The organism is Prevotella sp. CAG:255 (assembly GCF_000431195.1).
Classification (GTDB): domain Bacteria; phylum Bacteroidota; class Bacteroidia; order Bacteroidales; family Bacteroidaceae; genus Prevotella; species Prevotella rara.
In genome coordinates, this window is the sequence record NZ_HF986756.1 from 1 (window position 1) to 24,490 (window position 24,490).

Annotated in this window: 24 protein-coding genes; 14 read left to right on the forward strand and 10 right to left on the reverse strand. The window is 45.1% G+C overall.

Annotated elements, in window-relative coordinates:
* Positions 1-577: 577 nt before the first annotated feature.
* Genes cobU through cobC form a run of 4 tightly spaced genes read left to right on the forward strand, consistent with a single transcriptional unit; the run spans position 578 to position 3,509 of the window.
* Positions 578-1,105, forward strand: a complete 528-nt coding sequence (gene cobU / locus QVO66_RS00070) for a bifunctional adenosylcobinamide kinase/adenosylcobinamide-phosphate guanylyltransferase (RefSeq protein ID WP_053397710.1) — start codon at positions 578-580, stop codon at positions 1,103-1,105.
* Positions 1,106-1,151: 46 nt separating this feature from the next.
* Positions 1,152-2,204, forward strand: coding sequence for a nicotinate-nucleotide--dimethylbenzimidazole phosphoribosyltransferase (cobT, locus tag QVO66_RS00075; protein ID WP_288172388.1), 1,053 nt, complete (start codon positions 1,152-1,154; stop codon positions 2,202-2,204).
* Entirely contained in the window at positions 2,179-3,000 is an 822-nt protein-coding gene (locus QVO66_RS00080) for an adenosylcobinamide-GDP ribazoletransferase (RefSeq protein ID WP_021853312.1), read from the forward strand. The genes cobT and QVO66_RS00080 overlap by 26 nt, the downstream gene beginning before the upstream one ends.
* Positions 2,982-3,509 carry an alpha-ribazole phosphatase gene (gene cobC / locus QVO66_RS00085; RefSeq protein WP_021853313.1) on the forward strand — a complete coding sequence of 176 codons (528 nt, stop codon included), beginning with the start codon at positions 2,982-2,984 and terminating at the stop codon, positions 3,507-3,509. The genes QVO66_RS00080 and cobC overlap by 19 nt, the downstream gene beginning before the upstream one ends.
* Positions 3,510-3,905: 396 nt before the next feature.
* Here cobC and QVO66_RS00090 read toward each other — a convergent pair whose 3' ends face one another.
* From QVO66_RS00090 to ffh, 7 genes are all read right to left on the reverse strand, one after another.
* A complete protein-coding gene (locus tag QVO66_RS00090) occupies positions 3,906-4,442 on the reverse strand; it encodes a 2-oxoacid:acceptor oxidoreductase family protein (protein WP_021853315.1) in 537 nt (178 codons plus the stop codon).
* Between the two features lie 12 nt (positions 4,443-4,454).
* Positions 4,455-5,228 (reverse strand): thiamine pyrophosphate-dependent enzyme, encoded by a 774-nt coding sequence (locus tag QVO66_RS00095; RefSeq protein WP_021853316.1) that lies wholly within the window; start codon positions 5,226-5,228, stop codon positions 4,455-4,457.
* A gap of 3 nt (positions 5,229-5,231) precedes the next feature.
* Entirely contained in the window at positions 5,232-6,317 is a 1,086-nt protein-coding gene (locus QVO66_RS00100) for a 3-methyl-2-oxobutanoate dehydrogenase subunit VorB (protein ID WP_053397706.1), read from the reverse strand.
* Between the two features lie 3 nt (positions 6,318-6,320).
* Positions 6,321-6,554, reverse strand: coding sequence for a 4Fe-4S binding protein (locus QVO66_RS00105; protein WP_021853318.1), 234 nt, complete (start codon positions 6,552-6,554; stop codon positions 6,321-6,323).
* Between the two features lie 206 nt (positions 6,555-6,760).
* Positions 6,761-6,940: a tetratricopeptide repeat protein gene (locus QVO66_RS00110; protein ID WP_021853319.1), complete on the reverse strand. Its 180-nt coding sequence runs from the start codon at positions 6,938-6,940 to the stop codon at positions 6,761-6,763.
* On the reverse strand, positions 6,940-7,818 hold the full coding sequence (folD, locus tag QVO66_RS00115; RefSeq protein ID WP_021853320.1) for a bifunctional methylenetetrahydrofolate dehydrogenase/methenyltetrahydrofolate cyclohydrolase FolD: 879 nt from the start codon (positions 7,816-7,818) through the stop codon (positions 6,940-6,942). The genes QVO66_RS00110 and folD overlap by 1 nt, the downstream gene beginning before the upstream one ends.
* A 106-nt stretch (positions 7,819-7,924) precedes the next feature.
* Positions 7,925-9,271 carry a signal recognition particle protein gene (gene ffh / locus QVO66_RS00120; protein ID WP_021853321.1) on the reverse strand — a complete coding sequence of 449 codons (1,347 nt, stop codon included), beginning with the start codon at positions 9,269-9,271 and terminating at the stop codon, positions 7,925-7,927.
* A gap of 484 nt (positions 9,272-9,755) precedes the next feature.
* Between ffh and QVO66_RS00125 the strand changes: the two genes are divergently transcribed.
* Entirely contained in the window at positions 9,756-10,325 is a 570-nt protein-coding gene (locus QVO66_RS00125) for an AraC family transcriptional regulator (protein ID WP_053397704.1), read from the forward strand.
* Between the two features lie 218 nt (positions 10,326-10,543).
* Positions 10,544-12,448, forward strand: a complete 1,905-nt coding sequence (locus tag QVO66_RS00130) for a heavy metal translocating P-type ATPase (protein WP_021853323.1) — start codon at positions 10,544-10,546, stop codon at positions 12,446-12,448.
* A gap of 451 nt (positions 12,449-12,899) precedes the next feature.
* Here QVO66_RS00130 and QVO66_RS00135 read toward each other — a convergent pair whose 3' ends face one another.
* Positions 12,900-13,586 carry a hypothetical protein gene (locus QVO66_RS00135; protein ID WP_288172389.1) on the reverse strand — a complete coding sequence of 229 codons (687 nt, stop codon included), beginning with the start codon at positions 13,584-13,586 and terminating at the stop codon, positions 12,900-12,902.
* 345 nt (positions 13,587-13,931) lie between these two features.
* Here QVO66_RS00135 and QVO66_RS00140 point away from each other — a divergent pair, with 345 nt between their 5' ends.
* The 8 genes from QVO66_RS00140 to QVO66_RS00175 all read left to right on the forward strand — a co-directional run bounded on the left by QVO66_RS00140 (position 13,932) and on the right by QVO66_RS00175 (position 22,272).
* Entirely contained in the window at positions 13,932-14,801 is an 870-nt protein-coding gene (locus QVO66_RS00140) for a tetratricopeptide repeat protein (protein WP_021853325.1), read from the forward strand.
* A 316-nt stretch (positions 14,802-15,117) separates the two neighbouring features.
* Positions 15,118-15,966 (forward strand): prephenate dehydratase, encoded by an 849-nt coding sequence (locus QVO66_RS00145; RefSeq protein ID WP_021853326.1) that lies wholly within the window; start codon positions 15,118-15,120, stop codon positions 15,964-15,966.
* Entirely contained in the window at positions 15,941-17,131 is a 1,191-nt protein-coding gene (locus QVO66_RS00150) for a pyridoxal phosphate-dependent aminotransferase (RefSeq protein ID WP_021853327.1), read from the forward strand. The genes QVO66_RS00145 and QVO66_RS00150 overlap by 26 nt, the downstream gene beginning before the upstream one ends.
* 43 nt (positions 17,132-17,174) lie before the next feature.
* Positions 17,175-18,239 carry a bifunctional 3-deoxy-7-phosphoheptulonate synthase/chorismate mutase type II gene (locus QVO66_RS00155; protein WP_021853328.1) on the forward strand — a complete coding sequence of 355 codons (1,065 nt, stop codon included), beginning with the start codon at positions 17,175-17,177 and terminating at the stop codon, positions 18,237-18,239.
* 84 nt (positions 18,240-18,323) lie between these two features.
* The gene (locus QVO66_RS00160; protein WP_288172390.1) at positions 18,324-19,118 is read left to right on the forward strand and encodes a prephenate dehydrogenase; all 795 of its coding nucleotides are present in this window, start codon (positions 18,324-18,326) and stop codon (positions 19,116-19,118) included.
* 82 nt (positions 19,119-19,200) lie between these two features.
* The gene (locus tag QVO66_RS00165) at positions 19,201-20,154 is read left to right on the forward strand and encodes an endonuclease/exonuclease/phosphatase family protein (protein WP_021853330.1); all 954 of its coding nucleotides are present in this window, start codon (positions 19,201-19,203) and stop codon (positions 20,152-20,154) included.
* A gap of 152 nt (positions 20,155-20,306) precedes the next feature.
* A complete protein-coding gene (locus QVO66_RS00170) occupies positions 20,307-20,696 on the forward strand; it encodes a rhodanese-like domain-containing protein (protein ID WP_287603174.1) in 390 nt (129 codons plus the stop codon).
* 40 nt (positions 20,697-20,736) lie between these two features.
* Positions 20,737-22,272 (forward strand): endonuclease, encoded by a 1,536-nt coding sequence (locus QVO66_RS00175; protein ID WP_021853332.1) that lies wholly within the window; start codon positions 20,737-20,739, stop codon positions 22,270-22,272.
* Positions 22,273-22,530: 258 nt separating this feature from the next.
* Here the strand turns inward: QVO66_RS00175 and QVO66_RS00180 are convergent, their stop codons facing one another.
* Positions 22,531-23,313 (reverse strand): SDR family NAD(P)-dependent oxidoreductase, encoded by a 783-nt coding sequence (locus QVO66_RS00180; protein ID WP_021853333.1) that lies wholly within the window; start codon positions 23,311-23,313, stop codon positions 22,531-22,533.
* 4 nt (positions 23,314-23,317) lie between these two features.
* A complete protein-coding gene (locus tag QVO66_RS00185) occupies positions 23,318-24,406 on the reverse strand; it encodes a UDP-N-acetyl glucosamine 2-epimerase (RefSeq protein ID WP_288172391.1) in 1,089 nt (362 codons plus the stop codon).
* Between the last annotated feature and the right edge of the window lie 84 nt (positions 24,407-24,490).

A 24,490-nucleotide genomic window follows, 5' to 3' on the forward strand; every position in this document is an offset into this window, starting at 1 on the left:
TTTCTAACAATATGTGTTGCGGAATTAAGGTTTATTAATAATTGCAGTACACAAAGATACAAATTAATATTTACAAAACAAATTATTAGAGACAAATAATTTGATTAAGAAAAATAATTGTATGTATTAACGTAGAAAAGGACAAAATATTGGTACTTTATAATAAGCAGCAGCAAATTAAAAGTGATTTAACTGTGAGATTTACAATATGACGTTTTTTAGTTTTATAAAATAAAAATATAAAATATATACAAAAAGTCAGGAAAACGGCAATAAAATATGCCACAACGTCCTATTTGTAAATATATTTAAATACCTGATTAAGCTAAACGCCACGTTTATTATTCACACTGCTTATTGTCCCTCCCGTTGTCAGGTATTATGCAGCATATTAGTTTTATATGTTTTCATTAAAGTTTAGCCAACCATGGCATAGTCTGCATAAAGGTAAAAACACGGCTGACAGCCAAAACTACCCGAAAGGCAAAGACCAATCATAAATAAAAGAATACTACGGAAATAAAAAACGAATAAACTTTTTATCATATTAATGTAAATTGCATTACCTTTGCATTATATGAAAAAGATTATTCTTATTACCGGCGGACAGCGCTCGGGTAAAAGCGTATATGCAGAGAAACTTGCTTTGAGCCTCTCGGACAATCCTGTATATCTTGCCACGGCTCACGTATGGGACGACGAATTCAAGGAAAGAGTAAGAAAACATCAGGAACGAAGAGGTGAACAATGGACAAACATTGAAGAGGAAAAATATCTCAGCAAGCACGACATATATAATAAGGTAATAGTGATTGACTGCGTCACCCTTTGGTGTACCAATTTCTTCTTTGACCGTGAAGCTGACGCCGACACCCAACCTACTGTGAGCGAGGCTCTCGAAGAAATAAAGAAAGAGTTTGACAAGTTTACGGATAAAGACAACACTTTCATATTCGTCACCAACGAAATTGGTAGCGGAGAAGTGAGCGGCAACGCCGTTCAACGCAGATTTACCGACATGCAGGGATGGATGAACCAGTATGTGGCATCAAAGGCCGATGAGGTGATAATGATGGTCTGCGGCATTCCGGTAAAAATAAAGTAAGCCACAAGACTCTATCCGGCAGTAAAGATCCTTAAACTATATGATTATGAAAAATTTTGAAATAAAAGCACCAGACAACGGTATAAAAGAGGATATAATAAAAAAAATCGACAATCTGAACAAGCCAAAGGGCTCGCTTGGAAGACTCGAAAGTCTGGCAGTTCAGATTTGCCTTATACAGCAGACATTGTCGCCAAAGCTCACGGGCCAGTGCCATATTCTTTTTGGCAGTGATCATGGCGTTGAACGCGAGAACGTAAGCGTGTCGCCGCGCGATGTTACATGGCAGCAGATGATAAACTTTACCCGTGGCGGCGGCGGTGTCAACATGTTTTGCCGCCAGCATGGCTTCAGACTTTATCTTGTTGACACGGGCGTAGACCATGACCTGACGGAATATAAGGAGATAATCAACCGCAAGATTGCCAACGGAACAGCCAATTTCAGATACGAGGACGCCATGACTGAAGAACAGTTTGAGCAGGCCATAAACATAGGCTGCGAAATGGTTGACAAGTGCGTGGCAGACAACGGCTGCAATATTATATGTCTTGGCGAAATGGGCATAGCAAACACATCACCTTCAAGCGTATGGATGAGTCTGTTTGGCAACATTGAGCTTGAAGAGTGCGTAGGTGCCGGCGCAGGACTCGACTCGCCGGGAATAAGACATAAATATGAGGTTTTGGCAGACGCAGTGAGAAACTTCAGAAACCGGCACGGCAACACACCCGACCCGACTACTATAATACGCTGCTTTGGCGGTTTCGAGATGGTGAGCACAATAGGTGCCATGCTGCGTGCGGCAGAACGTCACATTATCATAATGGTTGACGGATTTATCATGACAGCATGCGCTCTGGCAGCCAGCATGCTTTACCCTGAGATAAAGAATTATATGATTTTCGGACATAAGGGCGACGAAACAGGACACCGAAAGATGCTTGAACTTCTTGACGCAAAGCCGCTGTTGAGCCTGGGACTAAGGCTTGGCGAAGGTACAGGCGCACTGTGTGCCTTCCCTATTATAGACAGCTCTGTCAGAATGATTAACGAAATGAACAACTTTGACAATGCGAATATCACTAAATACTTCTAAATGGTACGACAACATATGGGCGTCGTTTATCTTCTTTACAAGACTGCCTTTTTGGCGACTGCACGAACCTCCTAAGGAAAGCTACCGCACTGTGGTTGAGCACTGGCCGCTGACAGGATGGCTTACAGGCGGAATCATGGCTGCCGTCATTTATTTTGGCGGAATGATTCTGCCGCATACAATAGCCGTACTTATGGCTATCGTGGCAAGACTTCTGATAACGGGAGCCTTACATGAAGATGGTCTTACCGACTTTTTCGACGGTTTTGGCGGTGGCGGAAACAACAGACAACGCATTCTAGACATAATGAAAGACTCGCGCACGGGTACCTTCGGCGTAGTTGGAATTGTGATGTATCTGCTGATTCTCTTCTTCGCTCTTACAGCCATGCCGGCAAAACTGGCTGCACTGACAGTATTAGCGGCCGACCCTTACAGCAAGATGCTTGCAGGGCAGATTATAATGATGATGCCATATGCCCGGACGGAAGAAGAGTCGAAGGCACACGTTGTTTACCGCAAAATGAACATTAAGGCTGGCATAAGCCTGTTTATTCAAGGCATGGCGCCGCTAGCTCCACTCGTGCTTACATGCTGGGGACTTGTTCGCTGGGACTTGATAATATTCATTCCCGGCCTTGTTATGTATTTTCTTTATCTCTTAATTTGGCGTAGGCTGAGAGGATATACGGGCGACTGCTGCGGAGCGATGTTTCTGCTTATTGAGCTGTCGTTCTACCTTACAGTTTCATCCCAATTTTTCAACAACAGACAATTATGGACGTTATTCTCATAAGACACACAAGTGTAAATGTGCCTAAAGGCACATGTTATGGATGGAGCGACGTGCCCGTGGCCGATACATTTGAGCAGGAAGCAGCCATAACAAAGAAAAACATTGAGCATCTCGAGTTCGACATGGTGTTCTCATCACCGCTTACAAGAGCAAGAAAGCTTGCCGAGTATTGCGGATGGGCAAATCCTGTTGTTGACGACAGACTGAAGGAAATGAACATGGGCAGCTGGGAGATGAAACTCTTTGACGAGATAGAAGATGAGAACCTGCAAAGATGGTATGACGACTATATGCACCAACCAACAACCAACGGCGAAAGTTTTCCGATGATGTATGCACGCGTAGCCGGATTTTTAGACGAGCTAAAGCAAAAACCTTACAGACGCGTTGCCATTTTTGCCCACGGCGGAGTGCTTATGTGCGCAGGAATTTATGGCAAGCTATTCAGTGAAAAAGACTGTTTTAAACATCTTGCGCCATACGGAGGAATTGAAAAAATTACCATCTGAGATATTCAGCATCAATAATCGTCTGCGCCACTTATAGTAATTTTGGCAAATATTTCTTTTGCTGTGATGAGTTATAGTACAGGCTCATCACAGCAAAAGATTCTCACATTCAATACGTTACGCAAGAATGTGATAAGTGATAAGTTTTCCAGGAAAATATATACATGCCACACAAGCTACGCAAAAACATACCTTTTGCATAACAAAATAACGCATTTCATCATGCAAAATAGTACTGTTCAATAGTCTGTTTACATCATTCTTAATATTTTGATAAAAAATCAGACCGTTTTCAATGCTAGTACAAACAAATATACTAACCTTTGAAAACGGTCTGCCGCTTATCTTGCATCCTGCCAACCATGAAGGCCAGGCAAGAGCAGTGATAACTTATGTTTAGCCGATGATTTCCTTACCAGCTGTTATAGCCTCCATGTTCAGAGGAATGAGTCCGTGGTGACGCTCAGGCAGAGTCTTATACAGAGCCTTCTCGACACCCTTGTCGCTTACAACAGGACAAACCTTGAGCAGTCCGCCCAAAACAATCATATTGAAAACCTTTGAGTTCTTCATCTCAACGGCCTTGTCCATTGCTGCGATAGGACATACTGTAATATCTGTACGCTTAGGAGGATTGATTATACCTGATGTGTCATAGATAAGGAAGCCGCCCTTCTTTACTTTCGGCTCGAATTTATCCAGTGAAGGCTGGTTGAGCACGATAGCGACATCATATTCACTCACGATCGGAGAAGACACGCGCTCGTCACTGACGATAACAGTAACATTACACGTTCCACCACGCTGTTCAGGACCATATGCCGGCATCCATGTGACTTCCTTGTCCTCCATAAGTCCAGAATAAGCAAGAATCTTGCCCATAGACAGCACACCCTGTCCGCCGAATCCTGATATAATAATTTCCTTTTTCATAGGTCTGCTTTTTTATTTGTCCTCTGTTGTATCCTTGAGGTCGCCCTTAGGATAGAACTTGAATAAGTTTTCTTTCATCCACTCGTTAGCCTTTACAGGTGAAAGTTTCCATCCGCTGTTACATGTACTTACCACCTCAACAAGGCTTGAGCCCTTGCCGGCCATTGATGCCTCGAAAGCCTTACGTATAGCCTTCTTTGTTGAGCGGATAGCAGCCACAGTTTCAACGCTCTGGCGTGTAACATAGCATGTACCTTCCATTAAGGCTGCCATTTCAGTTATCTTCAGCGGATATCCGTGCAGCTCAGGTGTACGTCCGTAAGGACATGTAGATGTCTTCTGGCCGATAAGTGTGGTAGGAGCCATCTGACCACCTGTCATACCGTAAATGGCGTTGTTGATGAATATTATAGTTATGTTCTCACCGCGGTTAAGAGCATGTATTGACTCTGCTGTACCAATACAAGCAAGGTCACCGTCGCCCTGATAAGTGAACACCAGACGATCAGGCCATACACGCTTAATAGCAGTAGCAACAGCAGGAGCACGTCCGTGAGCAGCCTCACTCCAGTCGATATCAATATAACGATATGCGAAAACAGAACATCCTACAGGACATACACCCACAGTCTTGTTCTCCATGCCCATTTCCTCAATAACTTCTGCAACCAACTTGTGAACAACTCCATGAGAGCAGCCCGGGCAATAATGCATCGGGGTTTCGTTCAACAATGCAGGTTTTTTATATGCTAAGTTCTCCGGAGAGATTATTTCATTCTTATCCATGGCTTATTTCATTAATTTGTTTTTTAAGGCTTCTACAATCTCGTCCGGTCCTGGCACGATTCCGCCAAGACGTCCGAAATGCTCAACAGGAACTTTACCATTAACAGCAAGGCGAATGTCTTCAATCATCTGTCCTGCGTTAATCTCAGCAGAAAGAATACCCTTCTTTCCTTCAGCAAGGGCTGCAATCTCTTTCTCCGGGAAAGGCCACAAAGTAATAGGACGGAACAAGCCGACCTTGATGCCTTCTTCGCGTGCCAGCTCGACAGCTTTCTCTGCAATACGTGCTGCACTACCGAAAGATACAATTATATATTCTGCATCGTCGCAGAGAGTCTTCTCATATCTAACCTCATTGTCCTTAATCTGCTGATATTTACGCAGCAATGCGAGGTTTCTCTGTTCCATCACTTCCGGCTGCATCTCAAGAGATGTCATGATATTGGGCTTACGGCCGTTTGTACGTCCCATTGTAGCCCAAGGACATTCTTTTGCAATCTGCTCTTCTGTACGGCGTGGCTTATATGGAGGCAGAACCACCTTTTCCATCATCTGACCGATAACACCATCAGAAAGAATCATTGCCGGGTTACGATATTTAAATGCAAGTTCAAAGGCCAGATCAACGAAGTCTGCCATTTCCTGCACACTGTTAGGAGCAAGTGTTATAACATAGTAGTCACCATTACCGCCACCACGTGTTGCCTGGAAATAATCTGCCTGAGACGGCTGGATAGTACCAAGGCCAGGACCTCCGCGCTGTACGTTTACAAACACACCGGGAATTTCAGCACCTGCCATATAAGCAATGCCTTCCTGCATGAGGGCAACACCAGGGCTTGAAGAAGATGTAAGCACACGCTTACCTGCACCGGCAGCACCATACACCATATTAATAGATGCAACCTCACTCTCTGCCTGAAGCACAACCATACCAGTTTCTTCCCATGGTTTCAGTGCAGCAAGAGTTTCGATAACTTCACTCTGCGGAGTAATTGGGTATCCGAAATAAGCGTCAGCACCACAGCGTATAGCTGCATGGGCAATGGCCTCGTTACCCTTCATCAAAATAGTTTCTTTCTCTGCCATTTGCTAATCCTCCATCTTTTTCTTATAAACAGTGATACACCCGTCTGGGCATACAATTCCGCACGAGGCACAACCTATACAATCGTCTGGCCTTACAGCCTCGGCATAGGCATACCCTTGTACGTTTACACAAGTGGTTGTGAGCGCTATGACATCTTTAGGGCATGCCACAACACATAGCGAACACCCCTTGCAGCGGTCGGTATTGACCACAATAGCTCCTCTGATTTTACTCATAAATACTATTTTAAGGTTATTATTATGAGCGGCGGAATAAACCACCGCCCGTGTTAATTAAATTTTTTGTTCTATTAAACTAAGATACTCAAACAAGCAAATCACGCGTATAAGCATGAAGGATGAACTGAGCATTGGCATCAGACAGTCGAAATGAAGCATCTTATGACACTTAGCAGTCACATTCAGCCTCACAACTGACCGACTTATGGATTAAACATATCCTTGCAGTAATAATTAAGGATGCTGTCAATCATTCGTTTGGCTTCAACCGCAGGACTCTCCGGATCAAGCTTTATTGCCTCAAGATAATTATTGAGCGCAGCCTGCCAGTTGCCTTCCTTGCGGTACTTATTGCCTTCTAAATAATACTCTTCTGCTGTCATTACTTATAATATTCCTTTTTTCCAGCTGCCAAAGTGTTTTTCATAAGAGAGCATATAGTCATTGGCCCCACCCCACCAGGCACAGGAGTGATAAACGAACATTTAGGTGCAACCTCATCGAACTTCACGTCTCCGTTAAGACGGAATCCGCTCTTTCTTGTAGCATCAGGAACACGTGTCGTGCCGACATCAATAACAACAGCCCCTTCCTTAACCATATCAGCTGTAACGAAGTCAGGGCGACCTATTGCCGCAATGATTATGTCGGCCTCGCGACACTCCTCCTTCAATGTCTTCGAGTGGCTGTGGCATACAGTAACGGTCGAATCGCCATACTGCTTCTGCATCATCAGCTGAGCCATGGGCTTACCGACAATGTTGCTTCTGCCAAGAATGACACACTTGCGTCCTGAAGTTTCTATGCCATAACGGCGAAGAAGAGTCAGTATGCCTAACGGAGTAGCAGAGATGAAACACGGCAGACCAATTGCCATACGTCCTACATTAACCGGATGGAATCCGTCAACGTCCTTACGGTAATCTATTGCCATGATGATTTTCTGCTCATCGATATGCTTCGGTAAAGGAAGCTGAACGATATATCCGTCAACATCGTCGTCATCATTAAGTTCCTTAACCTTTGCCAGCAGCTCATCCTCAGTTACATCTTCCTCAAAGCGTATAAGAGAACTCTTGAAGCCACACGCCTCGCAGGCAATAACCTTATTCTTTACATAAGTCTCACTGCCGCCGTCGTGTCCAACGAGTATTGCTGCCAGATGAGGACGCTTGCCGCCTCCGGCCACTATCTGTCTTACTTCTTCAGCTATTTCGGCCTTTATCTGTGCCGCCGTAGCCTTGCCGTCAATTAATTGCATATATTTTGGTTTTCTTATAATCAAATTTCACACTCCACCTGCCTTCCATGTGCACTTCACGCATAAGCTAAAAGCTGCACAGAAAGCGGTGCGCTAACAAACAACATCAAAACTTCGGCATACCGCCCTTCATACCTTTCATAGCCCCCATCATCTGGCTCATCTTTGAACCTGTAACCATCTTCATCATCTTACGGGTCTGGTCAAACTGCTTTATCAGGCGGTTAACGTCCTGAATGTTTGTACCCGATCCTTTGGCTATGCGCTGGCGGCGGCTTGTGTTAAGTATTTCAGGATTAGTACGCTCCTTTGGTGTCATGCTGAGGATTATCGCCTCAATGCCTTTAAAGGCGTTATCGTCGATATCAATATCCTTGATGGCCTTGCCCACACCGGGAATCATAGAAGCCAGGTCCTTAATGTTACCCATCTTCTTTATCTGCTGTATCTGGCCTAGGAAGTCGTTGAAGTCGAACTTGTTTTTCTGTATCTTCTTCTGCAGGCGCTTAGCCTCTTCCTCATCAAACTGCTCCTGAGCACGCTCGACAAGGCTGACGATATCGCCCATTCCCAATATACGGTCGGCCATACGTGAAGGATGGAACACGTCTATGGCTTCCATCTTCTCGCCTGTTCCTACAAACTTGATTGGCTTTGTGACAACAGTACGGATACTTATCGCAGCACCACCGCGTGTGTCACCGTCAAGTTTTGTAAGCACCACGCCGTCGAAATCGAGACGGTCGTTAAACTCTTTGGCTGTATTTACAGCATCCTGACCGGTCATTGAGTCTACGACAAACAGAGTCTCATCGGGATTAACTGAGTTCTTCAGAGTCTCTATCTCGTTCATCATCTCCTCGTCAACAGCCAGACGGCCGGCGGTATCTATGATGACGACATCGTTACCTTTGGTCTTAGCCTCCTTTATAGCGTTGTTGGCAATCTCTACAACATTCTTATTATTGTCTTCCGAATATACGGGAACTCCAATCTGTGCTGCCACGACCTTGAGCTGCTCTATAGCGGCAGGACGATAAACGTCGCAAGCCACCAGCAAAGGATTCTTGTGCTGCTTTATCTTAAGCATATTGGCAAGTTTTCCACTGAATGTGGTCTTACCAGAACCCTGCAGACCGGACATCAATATTATTGCGGGACGTCCTTCAAGTTTCAGGCCGACGCTCTCGCCGCCCATAAGATCTGCAAGCTCATCGTGAACAATCTTCACCATCATCTGCCCCGGCTTCACAGCCGTAAGCACGTTCATACCTAACGCCTTTTTCTTGACAGTATCCGTGAATGTCTTTGCCACTTTATAGTTAACGTCGGCATCGAGCAATGCACGTCTTACATCCTTAAGGGTTTCGGCCACGTTAATCTCGGTTATTTTGCCTTCACCTTTAAGTATTTTAAAAGAGCGTTCCAGTCTGTCGCTTAAATTCTCAAACATAATTATGTATATATATTATCTTATTCGTTTTATTCACTAAGTAAAATCCGCTTCTAATCATTTCTGCTGCCTGCCTCATTCTAATTTCACCACACCGAAAACCCATCGTAAATCGGGTATGGAAAACGACATCGGCCGGCATAAAATATAATCGGCTTTCTCTTATGCAAAAATAATCATTTAATAATGAAATACACAATAACTGGCATTGTATTTAAAATATTTTAAAACACTGACGCAAAAAAAATGCTCATACGCTTTTTAATTGTGCAATATTTTCCACTTTATGTCATATCTGGCATGGTCTTAACTGCAAATACGAGCCACAAAAAGCCACCAAACAAGCATTTTAGGTCAAAAATTATAGCAAAATGTCATTTCGAAACATTATAACCGCATGCATTCACAATATGAAAGAATATGCATCAAATTTGATTATATTTTATGTTTCTGTTTGAAAATTATGCATTATCTTTGCCGGCAGATGAAAGATACAGTGCTTTATATCAAGAACATGGTTTGCGATAGATGCAAGATGGCCGTAGAACATGAGTTGCGCAATCTTGGACTTACACCCATAAAGGTTGAGTTGGGAGTTGTATGCGTAAAAGAAGAGGTTGATTCTGAATGCCGCGCCAAAATACGTGCCGGACTAGAGGCACTCGGTTTTGAGCTGCTTGAAGACCGGCAGCAGCAGACTGTTGACCGCATAAAGAGCCTCATCATTGAACTTGTGCATTACAGAAACAACAAATCGGGAACAAATCTCTCGGCATATCTTTCAGAGCAGCTTGGCTCAGACTACAGCGCACTCAGCAAGCTGTTTTCAGAAAACACAGGCATGACCATTGAAAAATTTTTCATCTTACAAAAGACTGAACGCATAAAGGAACTGCTGTTTTACGGAGAAATGTCGCTGAGCGAAATAGCGGACATGATGAACTATTCGAGCGTAGCCTATCTCAGCACACAGTTCAAGAATATTACTGGAATGACTCCATCGCAGTTTAAGGCCCTGAAGGAAAAGAACCTGACACAACTCGACAAGCTATAGCGGCAGTTGCAACATCAAAGGATAGCCTGACCAACACAATATAGCGACAAAATGTTATAAATGTTTTCCATTATTTCGTAACACCTTCACCACACATTATAACTACCTTTGCACAGAAAAGGCAGAAGCAATGGCGCGACCTGGGATTACACAACGGCAAAGCACTCAGACCGGACTTGCAGCCATGCTATGCCATTACTTAAAAAACATACTAAACAATGGAAAAAAAGACGATAGCCGTCATAGGCATGGCATGCGCCGGATGCGCAGCCAACGTGGAAAGAAGGCTGAACGAACTGAACGGAATAAGTTCTGCTGCAGTGAACTTTGCGGCACGCACAGCCCTTGTAGAATACGACCCGAAAGTGATAACGCCGCAGATGATGAAAGAAGAGATTATCAAGGCTGGATACGACCTGGTGATTGATGAAGACGAATCGGTTGCAGCCATTGAACGGCATGCATATAGTCAGCTGCTCAGACGCATGGCAGCATCGTGGGTGTTTGCCGCCCTGACCATGGGCATATCCATGAGATGGCTGAATGTCGGCAGCACATCAGCCGCAAACCAGACAATGCTGATAATCGCCCTGGTAAACATTGCTTACTGCGGACGCGTGTTTTACGTCAACGCTTGGCGGCAACTCATGCATAAAACCGTCAACATGGACACGCTTGTGGCTATGAGCACGCTCATTTCTTTTCTGTTCAGCGTGTTCAACACATTCTGGGGCGACTCTTTCTGGGGCTCGCGCGGCATAGAAAATCATACATATTATGACGCATCGGTAATGATTATCACTTTCGTGCTTACAGGACGCGTGCTTGAAGAACGTGCAAAAAGCAGCACGGCATCTGCCATCAGGGCCCTTATGGGCATGGCACCTAAAACAGCGCACCTTATTAACGGAGACAGCATAGACGAAGTGCCGATTGCTGCTCTTGGCTCAGGCGACATTATTGAGGTTAGAGCCGGAGAAAAGGTTCCCGTAGACGGTTCGATAACAACAGGCGAGACTTATATAGACGAAAGTATGATTACGGGCGAACCTACTCCTGCACAGCGAAGCGAAGGCGACAAGGTGTTTGCAGGAACAATCCTGAAACAGGGCACCATCCGTTTCCGTGCTGAGGCGACAGGCGACAAGACCATGCTGGCACAGATAATAAGAATGGTGCAGGAGGCCCAGGGCAGCAAGGCACCGGTGCAACGCGTGGCAGACAAGATTGCCCGTGTGTTCGTACCGGCTGTGCTGTGCCTGTCGCTCATAACGTTTATTTTATGGTATGCAGTCGACGGCGACAGTCAGCTCCCGCGCGCAGTTCTTTCTGCCGTATCAGTATTGGTTATAGCATGTCCATGCGCTCTCGGACTGGCCACGCCCACAGCTCTGATGGTTGGCATAGGCAGGGCGGCACGCAACAACATACTGATAAAGGACGCAACAGCCCTTGAAAACATGCGAAACATTGATGCCATTGTGATTGACAAGACCGGTACACTGACAATACCTAATAAGGATGTTGACTTCACAAAGGCCGACTCGCTGACGCTTGACCAGCGAGAAACGCTAAAGCCCGGAGCTCGCGAGGCCATGCAGATGCTTCATGACGAGGGCGTAGAGGTGTATATGATGAGTGGCGACAAGGAGGAAGCGGCCAAATATTGGGCCGACAAAGCCGGAATAACCCACTGGAAAAGTCGCGTTATGCCGCAGGATAAAGAAGACATGGTAAGAAAGTTGCAGTCGGAAGGACATCACGTGGCAATGGTAGGCGACGGAATCAACGACACTCAGGCACTGGCTGCTGCCGACGTAAGCATTGCCATGGGCAAAGGAACCGACATTGCAATAGACGTAGCCCAAGTAACACTGATGGGAACCGACCTGCGCAGAATTGCCTACGCGATAAAGTTGTCGCGCCAGACCGTAGGCATGATTCACCAAAACCTGTTTTGGGCATTTATATATAATGTGGTATGCATACCTCTTGCAGCCGGACTGCCATACTTATTCGGCGCCCATTGGCAGATAACTCCGATGTGGGCAAGCGCACTTATGGCATTCTCAAGTATCAGCGTGGTGATGAACAGTCTGCGACTGAAATTTATGAAGCAATAAATAACAGCAAATAAGAACCATATATAGTGCAAAAAGTTACGATAAAAAGACAGCGTATCTAATAACGCCTCAAAAATCGTAACTTTTTGCATTTATTTTAATTACAAGTAATAAAATTTACTGGCTTTTTAAAGAAATCATTTAAGCAAAAACAGTACTTATACTTTCAAATCATTAACCATAGGTTTACACATCGTAACTCGGTCACTTTTTAACCGAAAACGGCCGAGTTACGATGCAAAACTCAGCCGTTTATTTTTAGTATTTCAATATATTCAAACTCAAAATGCTGTGTACTGGATTTAACTGGCGATTCCCAATGCAATAACTATAGTTGTTTACAATTCTTTTTAAACTTAATTCAGGTTGTCACTGTATGGGATTTGTGATCTCCATCCATACATAATGCAACAATAAAGTCATCTACATATTAAAATTATATGCCGACAAACTATTTCATATTCCGGCCTTCGACAGCCACTTGAATGCTGAAGCTCGGACTGAAGTTATATTTTACGGCTGCGCCTATACGGTCGCCAATATTGCCTATATCATACAGAGGATAAGGCATGCGCTTGTTAGAAAGCGACTTTTGTCCGTAGATATAGCCCTCCCAATGCTCGTCAAATTTATACCCGATTACAGCATTTAATCCTGCATCCATGTATGAGTCGCTTGTCCAATAAAGATGATTGAGATATCCGCCAACGGCTATCGACAGCTTGTTGTTCACCGGTATGGCATACATTGCGGCTATGTTCTGCCCAAACCCCGAACCACGCCATGCGCCTTTGCCGAACGAGGCAAAAACAGATGCGCCAAGATTAACATTAAGTCCTTTGTGCAAATCCCAGTTATATGCGCCGCACCAGTCGAGCGGATACATGTTGACATACATACGCCCAAGCGAATCGAAAGCAGGAAGGTGGAGCGAGTCGGTCTGAGGCATGCCTACACCGAAGTCTCCGTCCTGAAGATAAACATGGGTAGGACCGTCAGCCGAACCAATTATTTCGTTCTGCGGCATCATATCAGAGCCGCCAATCGTGTCGGTAACAGCTATGTGTCGTCTGTCTTCCTGAGCATATACAGAAACTGCCGACACACATAAAAACAATATAATCAACAACTTTTTCATCACAGGCAAAATTAATCCGTAAGCATGAAAACTCAAAATAATACTGCCTTTTTTCATCATAATTAACTCTAATTCATTCTTAGTCAGACATATTGCAGCTATACGAAGTAAAAGCCTATACTCATACGGGGCAATGCATGGACAGAAAAACACGACTCTAGACAAGGCGCCGTCGGCAAAGACAAACATTGACGTTTTATTTGCAGATATCATCACAAATTAGTATATTTGCACAATTAACGCCGCATGATGCCGCGCCTGACATGCAACGACTAAAAAAACGGGCGCATGGCATCCGGCACACTAAATTAATATCATAAAAAACAACAAACACCATACTAAAATATGAAATTCTTCAAAGCTCTGTTCGGCAGTAAAGAAGAAAAGCCGGAAGAAAAGAAAAAGGCCGAAGAGGCTAAAAACTTCGACGTGTTGAAATACGACGGCGTGCGTGCACTGCGTGCCGGTCAGGCCGAATTTGCAATAAGATGCTTCACCCATGCCCTGCAGATGCAGGACGATCTCGAGATACACGACTATCTGTCGCAGGCATACATACGCACCGGCGAACTTACGCTGGCCTACGAACAGCTGCAGAAACTGGCCGAGGCACAACCTGACAATCAGCAGATATTTATCCGCATGGCCAACGTGGCATATATGATGGAAGACTACGGAGCCATGGCCGGGGCATGCGAAAAGGCAATGCTCATTGATGACAAGACAGCAGAAGTGATGTATCTTTATGCAAGGGCGTGCATAGGACAGGAGGACGTAACCAACGCCGTGGCAATGCTGACCAAGGCAATATCTCTTAAAGAAGATTATGGCGACGCCTACCTGCTGCGCGGAGAGACATTACTGAAAAACGGCGACACTGACGAGGCTGACGAAGACGCCACATGGCTTATTGAACACACCGAGGACAACGAAGACGTTATGATGCTGAAAGCCAGAATTGAACGGGCTAAAGGCAACACCGACGCAGCAAAAGATTACTATACAAAAGTGACCGATGCCAATCCGTTCAACATCGATGCATACCGCGAACGCGGAGAACTGCGGCTTGCAACAGGCGACGAGAAAGGCGGAAACGAAGACATTGAACACGCCAAAGAACTGACGGCACAGCTGCCCGAGAACAACGACGAAGAAGGAATAGAAAACAAAGTGAAGGAGAAATACAAGTCTATGGATCCATACGGAGTGTTCTGATATACAATAAGACATTATTATAATAATAAAAAAGCAAAAATGAAACCTTATAACAAAATTTTAATATAAAATGTTTGTAGGTGTCATTTAAATATTATACTTTTGCAAGCAAATAAGAAAATATATCAAAAAATGAGAAATAATTTATACGCATCTTTCTTTTACTTTTATTTTTACTTTGCAAGGAATTGTGAAGCGGGAAGTTGCGTGTAGATTTCAACTTATGACAAGACAATCTTTTAAGAAAGATACAAACAAGTCCCGCTTCATAACAATGAGGCGGGATTTTTCATTATAAAGAAAATAATAAATAAACATGAAGAGAATAGCAATACAGGGTTCAATCGGGTCGTTTCACGACATTGCAGCACATCAGTATTTCAAGGACGAACAAATACAGCTGATATGCTGCTCAACGTTTGAACAAGTGTTTGAGAACATAAAGCACGACCCTACGGTGATAGGCATGCTTGCAATAGAGAACACCATAGCAGGTTCGCTGCTCCACAATTATGAACTGCTGCGCGACTCGGGAACAACCATCGTCGGCGAGCACAAACTGCACATTGAGCACAGCATATGCTGTCTGCCGGAAGACTCATGGGAAACGATAACCGAGGTACACTCCCACCCCGTCGCACTTATGCAGTGCCGCGGATTTCTTGCCGGACATCCGGAAATGAAAGCTGTAGAAGCTCAAGATACGGCCGGAGCAGCAAAGTTTATCTCTGAGAACAAATGCAAGGGATGGGCTGCAATATGCAACGCTAACGCCGCACGCCTTTATGGAATGAAAATCCTGCAGGAATCTATTGAGGACAACAAGCACAACTTCACAAGATTCCTGGTTGTAAGCAATCCTAACAAAGCCGACTTTCTGCGTCCGCTAGAGCAGACAAACAAGGCAAGTATTGTTTTCTCTCTGCCTCACGAGGAAGGCAGCCTTTCACAGGTGCTCAGCATCTTCTCGTTCTACAAAATCAACCTGACAAAAATACAGTCACTGCCTATCATTGGCCACGAATGGGAATATATGTTCTATGTTGACCTTGCATTTAACCAGCTGACCCGCTATCGCCAAAGCATAGACGCAATAATGCCGCTGACAAAGGAACTTAAAATTTTAGGAGAATACCAAGATGACGGAAAACAACCCAGACCATAACATAAAGCCGGCAGAAAGAGTTTCGGCTGTAAGCGAATATTACTTCAGCCGCAAGCTGAAAGAGGTGGCAAGGCTTAACGCCGAAGGCAAGGACATAATAAGCTTGGCAATAGGCAGTCCGGACATGCCGCCGTCTGAAGCCGCGATAAACAAACTGTGCGAAGTGGCACGACAAGACGGTTCACACGGCTACCAGCCCACAATGGGAACGCCGGAACTGCGTGAGGCCATGGCCGGATTTTACAAACGCTGGTACAATGTTGACCTTGACCCTCAGAAAGAAATACAGCCGCTCATAGGCTCAAAGGAAGGCATACTGCACGTAACGCTTGCCTTTGTCAATCCCGGCGACGAGGTGCTGGTGCCTAATCCCGGATACCCTACCTACACTTCGCTCAGCAAAATACTTGGCGCAAAGGTGGTCAACTATAATCTGCGTGAAGACAACGGATGGCAGCCTGACTTTGATGAGCTTGAGAAAACGGACCTGAGCAAGGTGAAACTGATGTGGACCAACTATCCCAACATGCCTACAGGAGCAAATGCGCAGGAGGATACATACCGCAAACTTGTAGACTTTGCAAAAAGACATTCAATAGTTGTGGTGAATGACAACCCATACTCGTTCATTCTCAACGAGAAACCGTTGTCGCTGCTGCAAATTCCTGAGGCAAAAGACTGCTGCATAGAGTTCAACTCCATGAGCAAGAGTCATAACATGCCGGGATGGCGCGTCGGCATGTGTGCATCCAACAGCCGTTTTATCGAATGGATTCTCAAAATAAAGAGCAACATTGACTCGGGAACATTCCGCGGAATACAGTTTGCCGCCGCCGAGGCATATAACAACAGCGACGAATGGCACCACCAGGCAAACATAACGACATACAGAAGAAGGCGCGACACAGCCGAACAAATAATGAAAGAACTCGGCTGCACATTCGACCCCAAACAGGTCGGAATGTTCCTGTGGGGCAAAATTCCTGAGAAATATAACGATGCAGAGGAACTCACAGAACGTGTATTGCATGAGGCAAGAGTGTTCATCACGCCGGGATTTATATTCGGGAGCAACGGCGAAAGATATATACGCATATCGCTGTGTGCAAAAGACGACAAGATAGAGGAGGCTCTCAGCCGCATAAAGGGCATGAAGCAGAAATGATACTTACTAACATTCGAAACAACAAATAAAAGAAAATACAATTATGGAACTTGATTTACTACCGCTGAACCTTCCCAGCGACAACGAAAAACTTACCGTAATAGCAGGCCCCTGTTCAGCAGAAACAGAAGAACAGGTTATAGAGACAGCACGCCAGCTGGCTTACAAAGGCTGCCATATATTCCGTGCCGGTGTGTGGAAGCCACGCACAAAGCCCGGAGGCTTCGAGGGCAACGGTGAGGCCGCTCTGCCGTGGCTGAAAAGGGTTAAGGAAGAAACAGGCATGCTAACTTCTACAGAAGTGGCAACACCCGAACATGTTGAACTGGCCCTTAAATATGACATCGACATCCTGTGGGTAGGTGCGCGCACATCAGCCAATCCTTTTGCCATGCAGGCCATTGCAGACAGTCTGCAAGGCGTTGACATACCCGTACTTGTAAAAAATCCTGTAAATCCTGACCTTGAGCTATGGATTGGAGCCATGGAACGCATCAATCAGGCCGGCGTAAAGCGCATCGCAGCCATACACCGCGGATTCTCAAGCTATGACAAAAAGATTTACCGCAATCTGCCCATGTGGCAAATTCCTATCGAGCTGCGCCGACGCATACCCGAACTGCCTATATTCTGCGACCCAAGCCATATCGGCGGACGTCGTGAACTTATAGCCCCCCTGTGCCAGCAGGCCATGGATCTGGGTTTTGACGGTCTGATTATCGAATGCCACTGTGACCCGGACAAGGCATGGAGCGATGCAAAGCAGCAGATAACTCCCGACATTCTTGACTATATACTGGGACTTCTCGTCATTCGTGACCAAAGCGTAACAACTGAAGGAATCAGCGCGCTGCGCAAACAGATTGACGACCTCGACAATCAGCTTATGGAACTTCTGTCAAAAAGGATGAGAGTGTGCCGTGAAATAGGACATTACAAGAAGGAACATAACATGACCGTTCTGCAGACGTCTCGCTACAACGAAATTCTGAATAAACGAGGTGCACAAGGCTCACTATGCGGAATGGACCCAAATTTCATCAAGACGATTTTTGAAGCTGTTCACGAAGAGTCCGTAAGACAACAAATAGAGATTATAAACCAATAATATAAGTATACGGAACGCACGCGCCATTAATAAAACTGATGATGGCGCGTGCAGACCGCCTGCTTATACCAAAATACGAAAAACATGAGAATACTTGTACTAGGCGCAGGCAAAATGGGAAGCTTCTTTCTCGATTTGCTCAATTTTGAGCACGAAACCGCAGTATATGAAAAGAATCCCGAACGGTTGAGATTTACTTACAACACATTGCGCTTTACTGCACTTGATGAGATTGACGAATTTCGTCCGGAACTTGTGATCAACGCCGTTACAGTAAAATACACCATATCGGCATTCAAAGAAGTTATGCCACATCTGCCGGCCGACTGCATAATAAGCGACATCTCGTCTGTAAAGACCGGCCTGAAAGACTTCTATGAACACTGCGGACATCGCTACGTGTCCACTCATCCTATGTTCGGACCAACATTTGCCAATCTGAACCAGTTGAGCCATGAAAACGCCATAATAATAAGCGAAGGCGACTACATGGGACGAATCTTCTTTAAAGATCTGTACAGCCGGCTCGGCCTCAACATATATGAGTATTCTTTTGAAGAGCACGACAAGACTGTCGCCTACTCACTGAGCATTCCTTTCGTCAGCACATTTGTTTTTGCGGCAGTCATGAAGCATCAAGACGCTCCCGGAACAACGTTCAAACGCCATATGAACATTGCCAAAGGTGTACTCAACGAAGACGATTTTCTGTTACAGGAAATACTGTTCAATCCGTACACATCAGAACAGGTGGAACAGATAAGGACAGAACTGAAACGGCTACTCGAAATAATTGACAACAAAGACGCCGAAGGCATGAAAGAATATCTAACAAAGATACGCAACAACGTAAGACGTGACATTGCCATAGACAGATAATAAGACATAGGGCAACAACTCACGGCAGATATGCCTTCCTGCAAAAACGACCAAAGCTAATAACCTGACAACGACTAATATCATGAACACATTTCTTTTTCTAACGGCTTTTCTCACATTTGTGGAATTTAACTGTGAGAATCTTTTTGACTTCAGACACGACAGTCTGAAAAACGACATCGAATTCACTCCTGAAGGAGACCGCAAGTGGACAGAACGAAAATATTGGAATAAGCTGAACAATATCTCAAAGGCAATCATATCATGCGGAATAGACGGCAAAGACTGGCATCTGCCAGACCTCGTTGCATTATGTGAGGTTGAGAACGACAGCGTTATGCGAGATCTTACCAAACGCTCACTGCTACGCAACGCAAATTACGAATATTTAGTGACCAACTCGCCTGACGAAAGAGGAATAGACGTAGCCTTAATATACGACCCCATGCATTTTCAGCCAATACGGCACTATCCGCTACGCATAAGACCGATGGAGGGAATGAGGCCGACACGCGACATACTGTATGTGGCAGGAAGAATTATAACCGATGACACGCTGCATATATTCGTAGTTCATGCGCCAAGCCGCTATGGAGGCGAAAAGCCTACACGCCCACACAGAATGCTTATCGCCAAGACATTATGCGGAGCTATCGACTCAATACGTCTTGCCAGCAGTGACCCAAACATTATAATTGCCGGCGACTTTAATGACTATGCTGACAGCAAGGCACTTATGCAACTGCAGCTTCATGGAATGAAAAACGCCTCACATGACGCTAAAGGCAGCAACGGAGCCAAAGCTACATACAAATATAAAGGCGAGTGGAACAGCATTGACCATATTATGGTGAGCCAAAGGCTTTATAGCATGAAGGTTTTCGGAAGAATAAACGACCAGACTTTCATGCTTGAGCCTGATGAAAAATACGGCGGAGTGCAGCCATACCGCACATACAGAGCATGGAGATACCGCAACGGCTACAGTGACCATCTGCCTTTGGTGGTAAGATTTGCATTGAAACAGCCAGACTGATAACAACCTTTTTCATTCTGTCAGTATAAATATTTATTACCAAAGGAACAATAACAGCCAACCTGCCAATATGATAAAATTATATGAAAATCCTTGGCAGGCATATTCTGTTTGAGTCAAAATAAGTATATTTGCGGAATATTTCTTATTTTATGAACAGATTAATTTTATCAATCATGACGTTAGTTTCGGGCAGCTTGTTCAGCTGCGGACAACAAAACTTCAAGACTGTTGACGCCAATGAATTTGAAACTGTCATTTCTTCAGACAGCGTACAATTGCTTGACGTAAGGACAGCAGAAGAGTTTAACGAGGCACACATCGATGCCGACAGTGTTATTAACATCGACAAACTGCAACCAGACTTTATGACAAAGGCACGCAAGATACTGAAAAAGGACAAACCTGTTGCAGTTTACTGCCGAAGCGGAAGAAGAAGCGCTGACGCAGCCCAACTTCTGGCTGAAGAAGGATACAAGGTGATAGACCTTGACGGAGGTATTATAGAATGGGAAAAGAGAGGCAAGAAAACCTGCAAATAATATCTTTTGGCTTTTATAAAATAAACATAAAACTTAAAATATGATCAACCTTAAAAGAACGGTCGTGCTGAACAGCCTGATCTTGATGCTGACTCAACTGTTTGCGCAAGGCCCCAACAACAGCGGAACTTACTACAAGAACGCTGACGGCAAGAAAGGAAGCGAACTGAAAACAGCGCTTTCTGAAATTATCAGAAACCACAAGGAATTGTCATACGACGCTCTGTGGGACTGCTTCAGAACAACAGACGTACGCAACGACGGAAAAGTATGGGATATGTATTCAGGTATCACAAACTTTACTTTCGGCTCCGACCAGGCTGGGAACTATAAAAACGAAGGCGATGTATATAACCGCGAGCACTCTATGCCCAAAAGTTGGTTTGACGATGCCAGACCGATGTATACCGACCTCGTTCATCTCGTACCGACAGACGGATACGTCAACGGAAGACGAAGCAACTATCCTTTTGGCGAAACAGACAACCCTTCATACACATCAGAAGGAGGCTTCAGCAAACTAGGCCCTTCGTCTGTCAGCGGATACAGCGGCATTGTATTTGAACCAAACGACGAATACAAAGGCGACTTCGCACGCATATACTTCTATATGGTTACGTGCTATGAAGAGAATGTATCAACCTGGAACAGCGACATGCTGGGCCACAACAAGTATCCGGCATTGACCGAATGGGCATTGAAGATGCTGCTGAAATGGGCTGCGGAAGATCCTGTGAGCCAAAAGGAGATAGACAGAAACAATGCCGTGTACGGATTCCAACAGAACAGAAATCCTTATGTCGACTATCCGGGACTTGAACAATATGTATGGGGCAACAACACCGCAGACAGTTTCAGTTACGACAACTACGTTGAACCTGAAACAGGAACAACTCCCGACCCGGATCCCGACCCTGACCCAGATCCTGATCCAGACCCGATAGAAGGCGAACAGACTTACAAAAAGGTTATGTCTGCCGATGACCTGACTGTGGGATACGGCTATATCATCGTGTGTGAAGAGGCAGGAACTGCATTGGCTGAAAGCGGAAACAACAATGTAAGAAACAGCGCAACAGTGAGCATATCAGACAATCAGATAACTACAGAAGTCAACAAGGACGGCAAGCCTTACCAGCTTATCCTCGGAACATCCAACGGATACTATACGTTCTATGATGCTACCGAAAACGTCTATCTGTCTCTGAACAGCAGTGAAAATAAACTGGGAAACAAGACCGACGCTGACACGGACAACGCATTGTGGGAAATAAGCATAAGCAACGGCAACACGGAAATAGGCAACAAAGCCTACCCTGACAGATTTATCAATTACAACAAAATGCAGCCGCGCTTTGCCTGCTACAAGGCCAGCAGCCAACAGACAGCTGTATGTCTATACAAAAACACAGTGTCAACCGGTATCGAAAGCATAACCAACGGCGCAAACGATAATGTTGATGTATATAATATTGCCGGACAAAAAATCCGCTCTAACGTAAAGGCAGACAATGCACTTGACGGCCTGACAAGAGGTGTTTACATCATCAACAAGAAGAAATATGCCGTAAAATAACAATGCGGAAACAAATGTCTGAAGGCAACAAAAACAAGGATGCCAAATAAAAAGACATGATGTTATATTTTAAAATATAGACAATAAACGAAAGAGGGACAAGCCTAAACGGTTTGTCCCTCTTTCGTTTATGTAATACAGTAAATCTGTCATGGATTGTATTGCCAACAAACTAACAGACCAAATGAAACATCTATTCAAGTATATTGCAAACAGCATACAGGCGTGATGGGCCAGCACTGTACACCAACCGGCTCATTATGAAAGATGCTCCACCCTGTCAGGATTACGGTCGATGACCGTACCGTTGGCCTGATGCGTAGCAAGAACAAGCACTTCAGCAATCTGCACATGCTCAGGAGCACTTGCTGCATAGAATGCAACATCAGCTATATCATCGCCGGTAAGGGGCTGAACTCCTTTATATACATTGTCGGCCTTCTCCTGATTGCCATGGAATCGGACAACACTGAAATTGGTTTCAACCAGCCCGGGCTTAACGTTTGTAACACGCACAGCTGTGTGTGCAACATCGATACGCAGTCCGTCAGAAAGAGCTTTCACTGCAGCTTTAGTAGCACAATAAACATTTCCTCCGGCATAAGCAGCATCACCTGCCACAGAACCGATATTGATGATATGGCCCTTGTTGCGCTCTACCATAGCAGGAACAACGAGACGAGTCATTATGAGCAGTCCCTTTATATTGGTATCAATCATTGTTGTCCAATCTTCCCAATCGCCCTCATACTCTTTGTCGAGTCCAAGAGCAAGACCAGCATTGTTTATCAGCACGTCGACAGTCTTCCATTTTCCCTGCAACGACTCAACAGCCGCAGTGGCAGCTTCGCGGTCTCTGACATCAAATGTCAGCGGCAGCACGTCAGCTCCAAACGCCTTTACCTTTTCACATATTGCCTTAAGTTTCTCCTCGTTACGTCCTGTAAGGATTAAATCGTAACCTCCCTCGGCAAACTTACGCGCACAAGCTTCGCCAATACCGCTTGTGGCACCGGTAATCAATACAACCTTCCTTTCCATTTTGTTATTTCATTTCTAAAAGAATCTGCACAATACGCTCTGCCGTGCGACCATCCCAGCGGTCGGGCAACGAACATTTCTTCCAACTTCCGCCAACCATGTCGGCAACGGCTTCAGCCAGTTTTTCTGCATTCTCGCCAACAAGCACGTTTGAACCGCACTTAACCGTCTCTATATGCTCTGTATAGCTGTTAAGCGTTATGCATGGAACACTATTGAAAGTAGCTTCTTCTGCCACATTGCCCGAGTCGGTAACAATACCCATGGCGTTAGCCGTTAGATAACCAAACTCAAGATATGACAGAGGATTGACAATGACAAGATTGCCGCATTCTGCCGCAAACTGCTCAACAACGGCCTTAGCCGCAGAACGGAGCGGTGCCACAACCTTAATGTCACCGGCAGCACGACACATGGCAACAACCATCTTCTTCAGGTTGTCGGCATCTGCAATAAGAGCCTTACGGTTAAGAGTGAAAACCAGATAGCGGTTGTCGCTGATGCCAAGTTCATCGAGGACGGCAGGACGCACAAAGCGGGCGCGGTTGTAGCGCAGCGTATCCATAAGGATGTTGCCCACCATGTAGACCTGCGACAGCTCGGCACCTTCGCGCGTAACAATGCTGTTGCTGCCCATACCAGCCGTGAAAAGAAGGTCTGAAAGGCCGTCGATGACAAGACGGTTGATTTCTTTCGGCATCTTGATGTCAAACGAACGTGTTCCTGCCACGAGGTGTGCAAGCGTAACGCCGTGTTTCTTTGTAACAATGGCAACAGCCATTGTTGAAGCCAAGTCGTCGACAACTATAACCACGTCGGCAGGATTGGCTTCAAGATATTTGTCAAACTCGGCCATGACACGGCCTGTAAGTTCATTAAGACTGACACAGTCGACGCCCAGATAAACATCAGGCTCACTGATTTCGAGGTCACTGAAAAGAGACGACTCAAGCGTGGCGTCTTCTTTTGTTCCTGCATAAACCAGACGGTAGTCGATTTCGCGGCCTTCTTCCTTGGCCTTGATAACAGCTCTCACAAGCGGAGCCACTTTGATAAAGTTTGGCCGTGCGCCGGCAACTATACAAATATTCAACATAACAAATAAAATAAACGGAGAAACGCAAACTGTTATCCGGCCGGAACAAGATATAGACTTAATAAGGCAATGACTAACGGC